We start from the raw sequence: 14329 nt of genomic DNA, 5'->3' as shown, positions 1-14329 counted from the left end.
CGGTATGTTGTTTATAGTGTCTTTTTTTTGTTCAATTGTTTTTTTATGGCTTATTTTTACTATGTCAGAATCATGTTGTTCTTTTACCGCGCTGCGTTATGGGTTTGTTAAAGCATTGATCTGGCTTGCTGGTATTGTGTGGCTTTTTACTGAGATTTTGTCGCTGGTTAATGCAATCAGTTTTCGTTATGTGAGCCTTGCGTGGACTTCTCTTGCCGTTTTTTTAGCAGGAATATTTTTTTATTGTTGTCGTAAAATGCCTGAATTTTGGCAACTGCCACCGGTGGTACTGGCCCGGCATTATGTTGTTTTAGCGTTAGTTACGTTTTCATTGGTTTTTGTGCCGCTCTTTTTTTCTGCATTGTACTACCCGCCAAATACCGGCGATGCTATGGTGCATCATTTGCCGCGTATTGAGCAGTGGGTACAAAATGAGAATGTTGACCATTTTCCTGCGGAAGATATTCGGCAGCTGTATCATCAGCCGTTCGCAGAATTTATGTTATTGCATCTGCGTATTTTAACAAACAGTGATGTTTTATTTAATTTGTTGCAGTTTTTCGCCATGCTTGGTGTTGCCGTGCTGGTGAGTTTGTTTGCCGTATTGTTTGGCTTTTCTTATCAGTACCAGTTTTTAGCAGGTCTTTTACCATTGTTAATCAGTATGGGCGTTGTACAGGCAACGAGTACACAAACTGATTATGTCGCAGCATTTTTTTTGTTGGCATTCATATTTTTTTGTTGGCATGGCTTTTGGCAGAAGTGTAACCAGAGTGTTTTTTTGGCTGCTCTTGCACTTGGTTTAGGGATTCTAACCAAGCTTTCTGTTGGTATTTTTGCTCTGCCTTTTGGCATATGGTTTGGGATTTTGTATTGCAAGCGCTATGGTCCTAAGATAGTTGGGATTGGAGCTCTTTGTGCCGCACTTATTATTGGTGTTAATGTACCATTTTATGTCCGTAATTTTACGATGACGGGCGATGTGTTGGGCAGTCAGGCGTTAGTGGATATGATGAAAAATAAAACCATGAATGTTCCTTATTTTTTATCTAATGTTGTACGTAATATTGCCATTCATTGTTACCTGCCAATTCCTGCATTTAACCGTTTAATTAACAAGTTTGTGTACGCTTTTCATCGACATATTTTGCATATTGATACCAATGAAGAAGATATTACATTTAGCGATATAAAATTTAAGGCACATTTTTTAATGGATGAAGGTTCTGCCAATAATTTTTTATTATTGCTTTTGTTGGTGATGACGATTTTTTATATCGTCGCTCAAGGTCGCTATTTTTGGGCCTATCAATCGTGGGTTGTGTGGTATCTGCTATCGCTCGTGAGTGGCTTTGTTCTGTTTTGTGGCATTTTCAAATGGCAACCGTGGCACGCACGGTTGCAGTTGCCTCTCTTTGTTGCAGCGCTGCCGTTGGTGCTTTATTGTTTACACGATCTGTGGGCACGCAAAAATCAGCATTTAAAATTTGTTTTTCGTACTGCTAGTTTAGGTATTTTTGCTTTATTTGTTCTCTCTTTTTTAGTTGGTGAAAATCAAGTGCATCAACGGATGTTTTTCTTTTTTTGTTTGATTATTGTACTTTTTTTGCTGCTTTTTAAGCGTCGAGTTTTTAATGATTTTATGCCTTTTGGGTTTTCCTGTTTATGTATTATTGCCAGCCTGCCGTATGTTTATTGTAACACGCTAAAACCGCTGTTGTTGAACAAACCGGTTTTTATGAATAAACGTGAGGCAAATTATTTTACTGCGCTTAGTATTTCTGAAAATTGTTATGAACAATATCGGCAAGGCGTTGAACTTTTGCAGCAGTATGGCATAACCAACGTTGCTCTTGATTTGGGTCGTTATGCAGGAAGTTATCCATTGGTAGCGATGATTAAATCTCATAATGCTAGTACACAAGCAAAACCACTGGTTTTTATCGATGAGTGCCGTTCAACTCGGAATTTTAAAAAATTCAGTTACCAGGCTATTGTGAGTGATGGGCCGAGGCCGTTGGATTATTGTGCCCAAGATAATATTGTGGTTTATACAAAGTTTGGCAATAGTGCTAAGTACCCAAATGTAAGTGTGATTATTTTAAAGCATGAGCAAGAGCTTGCCTAGCAAGGAGATAGATATGTTGTTTATAGCACATAGAATTAATACGATTGAAGAGCTGGTAAAATTACCACAGCATGTGGGCGTTGAGCTCGATTTGCGTGATGTTGGCAATGACTTGGTTTTGGTGCACGATCCTTTTTCTACCGGTCAAAAATTTGAAGATTACCTCAAGCATTATCGTCATGGTCTCATGATTTTAAATATTAAAAGTGAGCGTATTGAATTGAGAGTGTTGGAGCTTTTGAAAAAATATAATATTCAAAAATATTTTTTCTTAGACTCATCGTTTCCAATGATCGTTTTGTTGAGCAAGCAGGGCGAGCATAAGATTGCGATGCGCTTTTCTGAATTTGAAGGGCTTGATAGTATTTTTGCTATGCACGGCAAAGTAGAGTGGGTATGGGTTGATTGTTTTACTCAGCTGCCTATTAACAAACAAAATTATGCCTTGCTCAAGCGCCTTGGTTATAAATTGTGCTTGGTCTCGCCAGAGCTGCAAGGTCGTGATCAAGATATTGAAATGTATCGCGATTATTTGATGCGTGAAGGTATTGTGTTCGATGCCATTTGTACCAAGTCGTATAACATAAATCGTTGGCAGCTTGTTACAAAACAGCAAGAAACATCGGCGACTATTTCAATTTGACATCGTTGAAGGGTATGTGTCATGACAAGTTTGGGTAAGCGTCTTTTTTTTTCCTGCCTCCTTTTTGTAGTAACATTTTATTTTTTTGTATCGGTTGGCAAATGGGGTTTTTATTACGATGATTTCGGCTTTTTGTTGCATGCCAAACTTGAAAGCTTTGCTGATCTTAAACGCATCTTTTTTTTGCAAGATATTCGTTATACTTATCTTTCGCCCGACGTTTCTTTTGAAGCGCCTACTGCGATCACAGCATTATATCGGCCCATGCAGTATGTTATTTTTGGCATCCAGCAGCTGATGTTTGGCCTCAATTCGTTTTCATATTACCAAGCGACTGTTGCATTGCATGCGTTTAATACGGTTGCCATTTTTAATATTTTTTTAGCATTTATGGGTTGTTGGGGTGCGTGCTGGGGGGCTTTACTATTTGCTTTGCATTACAGCCTTGGACGCTGGTTTGGTATTTTTTATAACCAAATTTATGTTCTCGATCTTTTCTTTTTAATACTGATAAGTTTATTGCTGCTGCAGTTTTTGCGCTCAAAACGATTTATTTATTACGTACTTTCGTGTCTGCTTTTCTTGATGCAGTTGTTGGTAAAAGAAACGTTAATAATAATACCTGCCTGGGTATTTTGTGCCGTTTATTTTTATGAGTCGTTAGAAAAAGAAACGTATCTGAGATTCAAATCATTTATGAAAGCATTTGCGGCGTCTGTTGGTTATGGGTTTATGGTGGGAGTTTATACATTAATTCGTTTGTATGTTTTACCAGGACCGGCAGCAGCACCTTCTTTTCTTGCCTCGTTTAGTTTTTCGCATGTCTTTGAGTTTATTCAAGCCCGGTTTTTTATGTACGTTTCGTACTTGTGCGACCTTACTGGTATCGCTCTGATGCCCAACAATATGCGTCTTGTTAAAGGCACCATGCTTCTTGCTGTAGGTCTTTTGTTGTTTTATCCATTTTGGGCAAAAAAACAAAAAGGCGTGGCGGTCTTTTTGGTAATCAGTACATTATTGTTTACCTGGCCGTCGGTTCTGCTCTTTCATTTGTGTCGCTACATTTACGTTGGGCTGCCGTTTGTTTGTGCGCTTTTTGGTTATGCGTTAGATTATTTTTTAAAGAACAAAGTAGTTTTGAGTACGTTTGTCTGTTGTTATTTGATGGTTTTTTTAGGTTTGAATTCGCTCAGGCTTGTGATGTTTCAATCGCAAAAAGCAGAGGTTTTGAGTCTTGTAACAATGCAATTACAATCATTGAGTGCGTATAAAAATATAAATAAGCGTACCATATGTCTTGTGGGTTTGCCTAAGCAATTTTTCTTTTCAGGCGCGGCACAAGCTTTAGAATTATACACCGGAGGCCCGGTTGATGTTCATTACGATGGCAATGATTTTTTAATGAAAAATGCTCTTGTTAGTGATGGCGTTTTTGAATTTGTTATGCCAAAGTCGGCTGTTTTTGTTACCTTGCAGGCAAATGAAATTACGATTAAGATTCTCGATGGTTGGTATTTTTTAAATGGTCTTAATCCTGTGGGTTACCTGGGAACGTTCCAAGTTAATGCTGTTAATAACGATGGCTTGGCAACCGATGTTACCATCAAGCTTAAAGAAGAAGTGCTCGCAAAAAATCCATTATTCGTAACGTGGGATTATCAAGAAAATCAATTGAGGGTGCTCAATTCATGAAAAAAATATGGTATTCGCTGAGTATTATTTTTTTAGTAATGGGCATTGTCGCCGTGCCGTTTACGCAATGGGGTTTTATTGCAGATGATTTTGGTTTTTTGTATCATGTAAAAAATAGTACGTTGTTAAATCTTTTTACGGCGCATGATGTTGCGGCAACGTTCTTTCCATCAAATGCTGGCCTTACGTGTCCTTCATGGCTTGCGGCTTTTTACCGGCCCATGCAGTTTGTTTATTTTGCTTTGGAAGAGATTTTTTTTGGCATAAATCCCTATTATTTTTTATTATTTATGGTTTTGATGCATGCGCTGAATGCCGCTATTATTTTTAATGTTTTTGCATCAGTTGTTGGTATTGGAGCGGCGTATTGCTCGGCATTACTGTTTGCTTTTCATCCCTCATTGTTTAAAGACATGGGCATTTTATTTAATCAAATTTATATAATTGATCTTTTCTGTTTGTTGCTGGCAGGTATTTTGTTGTGGCGATTTATGCTCGTTAAGCAGTGGTGGTGCTATGCGCTTTCCTGTGGCATTTTTTTTATGCAATTGTGGGCTAAAGAAACGTTGGTGGTGTTGCCGATGTGGGTCATGCTGGCAAGTTTTGTGTGGCAGACCTATGAGCACAAGAGTAGTGATTTTATCACAAAGATTAAGTGTGCTTTCAAGTTTTCAGTTGGCTATTGGTTTGCGCTTGTAACCTACTTTGGCTTGCGTTGGTGGATTTTTTCACACGTTGCATACGTTCAGCCAACAGGAAGTTTAAGCAGTAAAATTATCACTTTTGTGGTTGGACAAAAAGAGCGATTCTTTGTTTGGGTAACGTATGCCTGCGATGTTTTTGGGATATCATTTATTTTTTCGCACGGGAAAATGATAAAAACAGGATTGCTGATAGCGCTATTTTTATTGTTATTCAAACCGTTTGTAGTGCGGCAACGAGGGTTGTTATTTTTGTTTTTGATTGTCAGCATGCTGATATTTACGTGGCCGTCGATCTTTCTTTTTCATCAATTGCGGTATGTGTACATTGGTTTGCCGTTCTTGATGTTTGCTGTTGCGTACGCGGTTGATTTTTACGTTGAAAAATATCGTACGTTGCGTATTCCCATAGCCGCAGTCTTTTGTGTTTTAATTGGCGTGAGTGCTGGAACGTTTGCTTGTTTTCAAAAGAAAAAAGAAACTGTTTATCATACGATTACAACGGCTTTTTATGAGCTGGCTAATGATCAGCGCTGCCAGAACAAAACAATGATTTTTGTGGCTTTGCCAATGCGTTGGCTGAGTTCTGGCGTTGCACAGGCTGTTTGGCTGCTGCAGGGCGGCAAAAAAAATGAAGTTTATTATGATATTGTAACCTGCTTAATTCGTCAGTACGAAGGCTCATTGCCCTGGTATGGCTATGATTATGCTCGGTACGATGTTACTACTGAATTGATTGATGACGCGTTGCATATTATTTCGCATCAGCCTGAGCAATTATTTTTTGCTAAGAGCGAAAGCGAACATATATCAATGGGTCAGCGCATTGTTCATCAAACAAATGTGGACGGCATGCCGTGCCATATTTCATTGCGCTTTGATCAACAATGGCTGATGAATCAGACTATTTTTGTAACGTGGGATTATCAAAAATCTCGATTTAAGATAATTGACTAACTCACGTGGTTTGCGTTTTGAGTCCCTGGCTTTGCTCTTAAGTCCGTATGCCCTGAGCTTGTCGAAGGGTGAGGGTTATGGCAAGTTGCGAATTGCAAAGGGACCCCTAATCCTTCGACAGGCTCAGGACGTACGGGGTCTGAGTATACGCATGTTAAAGTGGCATTGGTGCTTAGAGCGAGGGTAAATAAATTGGCGATAGTTGTATAGAGATCTAACCTTCAGATAGTTTGACTTACGTTGACTACGTGCTTTTTTTGTGTTGGTGCTAGTTGCTCATGTTCGATCGTCGGGTCATTTTCCATGCGGTAGGGGTGCCACCAGCATTGATGGAAAAATTGCTGCCAATAGTTAAACGCACGCAAGTCGTTGGGCGTCCCCCAGCAAATATAATGGTCGACTTCAAAAACTTTTACCGTCAAGCCCATAGCTATCGCTTCGCCGATGCAGCTGTCTACATAGAATTCGTTGTTAATGCGAATATTTTTTGCGTATAAATTTTGAGTTGCTTGTAAAAAATAAGCAGCTTTTTTGAAGGTAAAGGTGCCTACAATGGCATGATCGTTTGATGGGTCAGATGAAAGTGGTACCTTGACCGAAACCTTGGTTACCACGTTGTTGTCGTCAACGCCCAGCCAGCCGTACATCTGTGGATTTTTTTTGCTCGATGGATGATTTCTAAAGCTCCAGGCAATAACGCCAACCGCCGGATCGTCCATAAGTTTTTGGTACGCTTCTTGGTTCCAGAGCATGCCGTTGTCGCAAGCGCCAATGATTAAGGATTTTTCAGGATTAATCCCCTGTAAGCCGTATTCACAGGTGCATGCCTGCCCTTGCGTTACCTGGTCGAGTTTTTTTATAACCGCGTTGGGGTAATCTTTTTTAATTGCTTGTTCAAGTGGATAGTGCTCAAGATGTTCGTTTAAACAAACAAAAATATGGTCGGTGCTTGGCGGTAAGCTTGCGGCCGCTTGTACGATCATGGGTTTGCCGCTTACCGGAATTAACGGTTTGGGGTCATGATAGCCTTCTAGTGCAAAACGTTGACCACGCCCCGCCAATGGGATAAGCATGAGGTCGTGTAGTGTTTTTTTTGGTTTTGGTGATTTTATTGCCTGTTCAAAATATGCCGACCACTTTTGGTATTCTGCCAAATCGCTTGGTGTGCCCCACTGAAGCATGTGTTGGATTGGGTAGACAGAAACATTAAGCCCGTCGTGTTTGAGGAGATTGTAGACCAGGCTTACGTAATATTCGCCATTAACGTTGATATCAAGATCCATCAATTCTGGAAAATATTTTTTTACGAGTGCACCACGTTTAAAATAGTAGGTGCCGGTTGAGGCATACTCATTCATTTTGTTGTCGGTGAAGGGAGCTTTTTCTTTGATTTCTAAAAGCCACTCTGCCTCGTCTTTAATAAAAGCATAATTTGGGTCGTGGAGCATGTGAGGATGAAAGCCTTTGTAGGCAGGGATGGCGCCGTCTGCGTTGCGTAGTCTGGTGTTTCTTAAAAAATCGTTATAATCCCATGCCATTGAAAAATCGCAGTAATTAACGATAACTTCTTCGTTGTCATCGATTAAGTCCGTTATTTGGGAAACGGCGTAGACCGGACCTTTTTTATGTTTTGGAATACCGACAATGGTGCCGGTTGGAGCTATTTTTTGTAAGATATCGTACATGGCCGTTGTCTGCAAATGTTCTTGATTGCAGATGAAGATAAAGTTATGTTCGCCGGGAAAAAGATTGACGACATGTTCAATAATCGGTTTGCCGTCAACTTTTATTAATGGCTTGGGGTCGGTGTAGCCCGCTTCTATAAAGCGTTTTCCGATACCGGACATGGGAATAATAATGAGCATAGATTCTCCTTTTTTATGCTATTTTTTGGTTCAGACGCAGCATAGCTCGTGTAAAAAATAGGTCAAGGCTGCCAGATTTAGTTCTTTATGAAAACAATTGATAATGGCGGCCAGCCTTTGTATATTGAAAAAAATTAACATTAATTGACAAATAGAAATCTGATTGTTTATGCTCAAATTAGGTTAGAGAGTGTTTTATAAAGTAAATGGTTTAAAAGAGGGTTTTTTATGAAGATTTCAAGACATATTTTTTTACTGGTTCTTCTCACAAGCTTTGTGCTTTTGGCAAACGTTATGCATTTGGTTGCCGCGGCTTCCGATACAGAAAAGGATGATTCGGCTCAAACTGTTTCTTCTCGTCAGAGTGGTCGGTATAAGCGTCAGTACGGTCGTCGATCAATGGCGCATGGCGATCATTATGCTAATCCCTATGCTCGTCCTTTCAGAGGTGTTTGTCCAGGTCGTTGGGGTGTGGCTGGGCATGGTGCTTTGCGGGCTTTGTTAAATCAAAATCTTACTATAGCGCAAATTAAAGAGGGCGTGAGTAAGTGGCTTGATGCTACCAAGAAAACAAGTGAACAGTTGAGTCAGGTTATTACGATCCTTGAAAAAGCTGGCGACAAGGCTTTAGCAAGTGCTGATCAAGATAAAGTAGTTGAGCTATTAACACAAATTATGCATGACAAGGTAGTTGTCCTGAAAGCTGGAACTCAAGTACGTGGTGCTATGCCGGTCTTTAGTTATATTTTTAGTCATAAACTACTTTCAGATGATAAACAAGAAAAACTTAAAAAGGCTATCAAAGAATGGCACGCTACCTCTATGCAATCAGCCGCGCGAGAGTTTTTAGGCAATATGAGTTTGAGTGATATTCAGAAAAAATTACAAGGTCGCGATAGTGTAGAAAATTTGGTTGAAATGGCAACCGTTATAAAAAATGCTCAAAACAAAGTTCTGGCAGATCCAGATCAAATAAAAATCATGGCATTAATGAACAAGGAAAAAATACGTCAAGCTGTGAATCATTCTCGACTTGAGAATATGTTATTTAAAGCTCTTTTAATTAATCTTTCTAATAACAATCTAGTAAGTCCTGATAACAAAATTAAAATTGATCAGTACCTTGATGAGCTTATGAAAGATTTTGGTAAATCGCGCCATTTGTTTGGTGTCGGTCATCATGGCAAAGATTTTCATAAATCAGTAGATTTTGCTAGTACGGGTCCATTAAACACTCAATCTGCGGTTGATATAACAAGCAATGATGTGGCGGTAAAACCTGCGCCTATTGCTAAAAAACGTTCAGTTCGTCGTAACAATCGCAAGCGTTCTGCCAAAAATCGTGCTAACCGTGCGAGACGTGGTCGCAACAAATCAGTACGTCAGGCACCAGTAGATTCATCAAGTGATGAGTAAAAATATCCATTAATTTTTGAATAATAAAAAGAGGCCTGTTTTGAAAAACAGGCCTCTTTTTATTTACGTTCTTTTTTGTCGGTATTTTTCTGCTTCCCAGTTGTTTAAATAATGTAACTCCTGAGTTGAAAGATGATTAACGGGGCCAGGCATTTGATATGCCGAGTGTAGTGCGAGAAGGTGAAATTTATAAACCTCTTCAATTTCTTTTGCTTTTTTAACATTGTTGGCAATGAAAAATAAATGATTTTGATACACAATAACTTTGGGCAACTCGTGATATTGCTGGACGTAGTTTAATAAAGTGGCAGCGTCATTAATGTTTGTTATCTCAAGAGCGCTTGTGCCGCAATACACCAGTGTGTCAGGGCAAAATGGTGGCAATAAAAGCATTTCTTTGTTGTTGAGCACAAGGTTGGTGAGTTCACGATCTCGTGAGAGATAGGCAACTTTATTTATAGTATTAGTTATTTTGTTGCACCGTGCTGCAATTTGCGTGGTAAGCTTATATGGTTCAAAATTGATTTCTAAAAATTCTTCAATAATTGTTAATGTTTGTTCAGTTAAAAAAATAACTTCTTCAACGGTTGTGGCCGTCACAATAAGGCCATGATTTTGTAGGACAATAACTTTTGGTGACGTGCCAAGATCTAAAATTGCTTGTTTGAGTGCTAGTGCCAAGTCAATGCCGGGCGTGTAGTAATCAATCAAAAGAGCATCGGGTAAGAGCGAAAAAAATAATTCTTTCCACTGTGCTTTGCAGGCAAGGCTGTTTATGGCGATGGGGTGAGTATGAAGTGTGTATTTATCAAGAAGTGAATGCAGTAATGTTTCTATTGATGGTCGGTATGTTGCTTGAATGAGTGCTTGATCGACTCTTTTTTTTGCCGCTTCTTCTCGTTCTTTTTTGTCAACCATGGTAAGAATAATGGGATCAAAAACGGTGGCAATAAGTTGTTGGTTATCAACAATGGCATAGCCCGTTGTTGTTTCAACTTCAGAAAGAGCAAAGCCAGAAGCTTTGATAAGTAATGAACCGTCTTTTAATTTGACAGAACTGTTGCCGCCGCCAGCTTGGACTAAATCAAAACGTTGTCCAGCATATTTTGATAAATGTACAAAATTATTAAGTTCATTCATACAGATCCTTTTCTCTCATTTTTTCGCTCATGATGAGGAGTGTGATTAATTGTAAAAAGCCCCGGTATCCTTGTGCCCACACATTATTTTGTACTGTTAATTCTTCAAGATTTATTAAAACATTTTGAGCAATTGCTGGTAAAATGTTGTGAGCAATTGGTTGTGACAAAATTAAATATTGTGAACTTAAGTCGGCGGCATAATCCCAAAAAATAGGAATATTCTTATTGCTGAGTTCTTGAATTAAATGATCAATGCGTACACTTGAATCCAGGATTAGTTTTAGTTTAATTAGTGGATTTTCGTGTGGATTGCCTATTTCAAAAGACTGATCAGTAAAATAATGAACAATTAAGTCGCTAAATTGTTTTTGGGGTTCTATATATTTTTGGCCATCAAGGGCACGCTTGTTTAACTGCTCCATAACCTTTTCTTTTGTATAGCCACGTTTGTTTATATCGCGCACTATTTTCCAATGTGCGCGAATGTCTGGTGCTGGGTCTAAATAAATTTTAACATCAATGAGCTTGCGCATTTTTGGTAAATACAGCGGATGTAAGCCGCTTAAACAAATAAAATCAGTTGGTTTTATTAAGCGTGCGGGGTCAAACGTCCCGCTAGTGTGGTTGTAATCAATACGCGAAATAGGCTGGCCCATTTTTAAAGTTAAAAGATTATCTGCTTGGCGGTGCAAATAATTTGCTTTGGGATTGAGGTGGGTAAACTCTTGCCAGTGCGTATCGTTTCGTTCCCAGCGGTGGTCGCCATCGCCTTCAAGCATGGTTGCTTTGGCACCCAAAATAACTTGTAGATCATGCATGAAGGTGCTTTTGCCGGCACCACTGTCCCCACCAATACCAATAATAAGACTTTTGCCTTTTTTATAAATCGCATTGCTGCGCACGCCAAATTTGTACATGCAATAAATAAGTAATAAAAGCGTTGCCTCAAGGAGTGTGAAGGTCATATTACATGCTATTTCATGAGATATTTTAAAGCTGATTGGTCTACCTAAAAATAACAAATCATTGAGTGGTGGTTGATAAAAAAAGATAAAAAATAAGCAGTATAAAATATTGAGCCCTGCATAGGTCCACAGCATGGTTTGGTTGTGATGTGCTTGTTTAATTAACACGGTGCATAAAAAGGGTAGCATCCACATGTACCATGCTGGTGCTGGAATAATCAGCAGTACAAAGAAAGAAAAAACGATTCCTAAAAAAGCGTCCATAAGATCGTTGTTAATTTTTTCATAAGAAAAAAAACGACCGTATAGTGTCAAAAGGGCGCAGATGGGTAGATATACTTTGAAGCTGCCAAATTGTGCAAAAACATCAAACAGAAGCATTTGTTTTGGATGTGTGAGGACAAGCTGGTAGTAGCCGGTGCTTAAAATGTAAGGAGCTACAAAAAAGCAATAAACAGCGCATGCAGCAGTGCTAAACGTAACCATTTTTTTAAAGGAATAATTTTTAAGGACATAAATTGCCATCAGTGGTGCGGCGGCAATAACGTGCATTTTTGTGCTTAGTGCGCAGCCCAGCATGAGTGCTGCAGGTAAAATTTTCTCTTGTTTGAGGAGATAAATGCTGGCAAATAAAATAGCGGTGGGAACCAAATCGAGTTGCGAATGGAGGTATGCTGCATAAAAAATGATGGATGATGCAGAATACAACAGCGCTACTTCGGTCGTGCGATTTGGAAATGTTTTAAGCAAGAGATATGTAATGCTGATATCAGCGCATAGTGTTGGTATTTTGAGAGAGATGGTGGTTAATGCTTGTGAATCGATACCAAAGAGTCGATGTGGCAGGTAGAACAGCGATAAAATATAAAGCATAAGAGGGTGGTAGGGAAATTCTACAATTGATTTATAATCAAAAAAGTATTGCCATGGATTGTCAAAATTCTTAATAAAATGTTGAATGAAAGGTACAAAAAGCTGATTAAGATAGTCTGATGAAAAAAAACCAAAAACTATTATTTTGACTATAAAAATCAGGGTAATTAGAAAATAATTTTTTTTAATTATATGAAAAATTTTCATCCCATCTACTCCTTTCTTTCTCTGCCTAAATACTATAGGATTAAACTAAGGAGTAAAGATTAAATCAAAAAAGGGGCCATGGCGTGGAGACAAAAAAAATATTTTTTTCAGGCGGTATTTTTTGTGCTGTACTTGCTGTTCTTGCCCTACCTTTTTTTCATTGGGGCTTTATTAATGATGATTATGGCTTTTTGTTGTATTCGCAACTAACAAGCGTGCGTGATATTTTTACTTTGTTTGCGCCACACGATATCGGTCATGCCTTTAATCCTTCAAATTATCATAGTATACCGTTAACCTTTGGCTCGGCATTGTACCGTCCCATGCAGTTTGTGCTTTTTGGTTTGGAAAGCTGGTTGTTGGGGATTAATCCGTACGCGTTGTTGGTGTGTGTTATTTCTTTGCATGCGTTTGTTTCTGTAGCATTGTTTAACATTTTTGCAGTATTTTTTGGCATGCCGCTTGCTTTTTTTGGTGCTATGTTTTTTGCATTGCATCCAACGCTTGAGCATTGGGTTGGTGTTTTTACCTGCCAAATCTATATAGTTGATGTACTTTATTTGCTGGGCGCGGCTTATTTTTTAAAGCGTTATCTCGATAGTAAAAAATTGGCGTGGTATGCGCTTTCCTGCGGTATTATGACATTGAGTATTTTTGCTAAAGAAACATTAATTGTCTTTCCGGTGTGGGCTATGGCAGCAACGATGTTTTATTATTCGATGAGGCAAGGTGGGGCGTTGATGCTGTATGCCGGCAGAGCTTTGCGTCTTTCGTTTGGTTATTGGGCCGGTGCTCTTTTTTATTTGGTGGTGCGTGCTTCCCTTTTTCCTTTTTCGAGTGCTGGTCTGGAGACAAGTAGTTTGAAACAAATCGCTGATGCATTTGTTACGCGGCAAAAAGAGCGATTGGGTGACTGGATTAGTTATGTGTGTGATTATTTGTACGTTGGGCTTGTGCCGAGTGGCAATCGCTTACTTAAGGGCGGTTTGGTTGTTGTACTGATCAGCTTGTTGGTTTGGCCGTTTATTGCGCGCAAGCAGTACAAAGAGTTTATGTTTTTGGCGGGTAGTATTGTTCTTTTTACTTGGCCTGCATGGCTTTTGTTTTATCAGCCGCGCTATTTGTATATTGGTCTGCCGTTTTTTTTCGGGATTGTTTTGTGTGCCATGTCTTACTATCTTGCGTTTTTTACAGCAGGCAAAAAATATAGTTATATCGTTTTGTGTTTTTTACTTGCTGCTAACGCAGGAGCTTTTGCTTTTCGGCAGCGTACGAAAGAATGTGTTTTAGATACGATTCTGTCCGCGTTTAAAGAACTTACAACTAATCAAGTCATTCAAGGTAAAGCGGTATGGTTTGTTGGTTTGCCGGCGCATTGGTTTGGCAGTGGCAATGCACAAGCTTTGTGGTTGTTGGGCAGCAATGCTGAGCGTATGCCGGTATTTTATAATATGGGTACCTTTTTGTTCAAAACAGAACCGTTTTATGATATTAAACCTCATTGTATGACCGTTGGTATAAAAAATGGTCGTCTTGAGTTGCGATCGCATGATCCTGAGAATCTTTTCTTTTATAAAAATCTTTCGATTAATAATGCCAAGCTGGAGGTTTTTTTTAGTGAAAAAAATAGTAGACAAGAAGCAACTGTTGTTTCGATGCCTCTTGATATGTTTTCTGGGCAAGAAGATTTAGTGATTGTTTCGTGGGATTATGAAAATCAAAAATTTCTGATTGTTTGAT

The 14329-nt window shown here is 39.0% G+C and carries 9 protein-coding genes; 6 read left to right on the top strand and 3 right to left on the bottom strand.

What is annotated here, in order from left to right:
- Positions 1-4 precede the first annotated feature (4 nt).
- From IPF37_02365 to IPF37_02350, 4 genes are read left to right on the top strand one after another with little or no spacing between them, the layout of a single operon-like run.
- Positions 5-2128, top strand: coding sequence for a hypothetical protein (locus tag IPF37_02365; protein QQR49663.1), 2124 nt, complete (start codon positions 5-7; stop codon positions 2126-2128).
- Between the two features lie 13 nt (positions 2129-2141).
- On the top strand, positions 2142-2771 hold the full coding sequence (locus IPF37_02360) for a hypothetical protein (protein ID QQR49662.1): 630 nt from the start codon (positions 2142-2144) through the stop codon (positions 2769-2771).
- Between the two features lie 21 nt (positions 2772-2792).
- Positions 2793-4463, top strand: coding sequence for a hypothetical protein (locus IPF37_02355; protein QQR49661.1), 1671 nt, complete (start codon positions 2793-2795; stop codon positions 4461-4463).
- Positions 4460-6121: a hypothetical protein gene (locus IPF37_02350; GenBank protein ID QQR49660.1), complete on the top strand. Its 1662-nt coding sequence runs from the start codon at positions 4460-4462 to the stop codon at positions 6119-6121. The genes IPF37_02355 and IPF37_02350 overlap by 4 nt, the downstream gene beginning before the upstream one ends.
- 221 nt (positions 6122-6342) lie before the next feature.
- Here IPF37_02350 and IPF37_02345 read toward each other — a convergent pair whose 3' ends face one another.
- On the bottom strand, positions 6343-7968 hold the full coding sequence (locus IPF37_02345) for an NTP transferase domain-containing protein (GenBank protein QQR49842.1): 1626 nt from the start codon (positions 7966-7968) through the stop codon (positions 6343-6345).
- A 246-nt stretch (positions 7969-8214) separates the two neighbouring features.
- On the opposite strand from IPF37_02345, the gene IPF37_02340 reads away from it, so the two are divergent.
- Positions 8215-9402, top strand: a complete 1188-nt coding sequence (locus IPF37_02340; GenBank protein QQR49659.1) for a hypothetical protein — start codon at positions 8215-8217, stop codon at positions 9400-9402.
- 63 nt (positions 9403-9465) lie between these two features.
- Here the strand turns inward: IPF37_02340 and IPF37_02335 are convergent, their stop codons facing one another.
- Both IPF37_02335 and IPF37_02330 read right to left on the bottom strand, forming a co-directional pair.
- Positions 9466-10542, bottom strand: coding sequence for a class II aldolase/adducin family protein (locus IPF37_02335; GenBank protein QQR49658.1), 1077 nt, complete (start codon positions 10540-10542; stop codon positions 9466-9468).
- Positions 10535-12589: a hypothetical protein gene (locus tag IPF37_02330; GenBank protein QQR49657.1), complete on the bottom strand. Its 2055-nt coding sequence runs from the start codon at positions 12587-12589 to the stop codon at positions 10535-10537. Before IPF37_02330 ends, IPF37_02335 begins: the two co-directional genes overlap by 8 nt.
- Positions 12590-12672: 83 nt before the next feature.
- Here IPF37_02330 and IPF37_02325 point away from each other — a divergent pair, with 83 nt between their 5' ends.
- Positions 12673-14328: a hypothetical protein gene (locus tag IPF37_02325; protein QQR49656.1), complete on the top strand. Its 1656-nt coding sequence runs from the start codon at positions 12673-12675 to the stop codon at positions 14326-14328.
- Position 14329: the final 1 nt, after the last annotated feature.

Source organism: bacterium, assembly GCA_016699045.1.
Classification (GTDB): domain Bacteria; phylum Babelota; class Babeliae; order Babelales; family RVW-14; genus AaIE-18.
This window is presented reverse-complemented; position numbering and strand designations above follow the sequence as displayed.

Excerpts from the sequence above, each read along its gene's own strand:
- IPF37_02365 (QQR49663.1), top strand. The coding sequence starts at position 5 with ATGTTGTTTATAGTGTCTTTTTTTTGTTCAATTGTTTTTTTATGGCTT.
- IPF37_02360 (QQR49662.1), top strand. The coding sequence starts at position 2,142 with ATGTTGTTTATAGCACATAGAATTAATACGATTGAAGAGCTGGTAAAA.
- IPF37_02355 (QQR49661.1), top strand. The coding sequence starts at position 2,793 with ATGACAAGTTTGGGTAAGCGTCTTTTTTTTTCCTGCCTCCTTTTTGTA.
- IPF37_02350 (QQR49660.1), top strand. The coding sequence starts at position 4,460 with ATGAAAAAAATATGGTATTCGCTGAGTATTATTTTTTTAGTAATGGGC.
- IPF37_02345 (QQR49842.1), bottom strand. The coding sequence starts at position 7,968 with ATGTCCGGTATCGGAAAACGCTTTATAGAAGCGGGCTACACCGACCCC.
- IPF37_02340 (QQR49659.1), top strand. The coding sequence starts at position 8,215 with ATGAAGATTTCAAGACATATTTTTTTACTGGTTCTTCTCACAAGCTTT.
- IPF37_02335 (QQR49658.1), bottom strand. The coding sequence starts at position 10,542 with ATGAATGAACTTAATAATTTTGTACATTTATCAAAATATGCTGGACAA.
- IPF37_02330 (QQR49657.1), bottom strand. The coding sequence starts at position 12,589 with ATGAAAATTTTTCATATAATTAAAAAAAATTATTTTCTAATTACCCTG.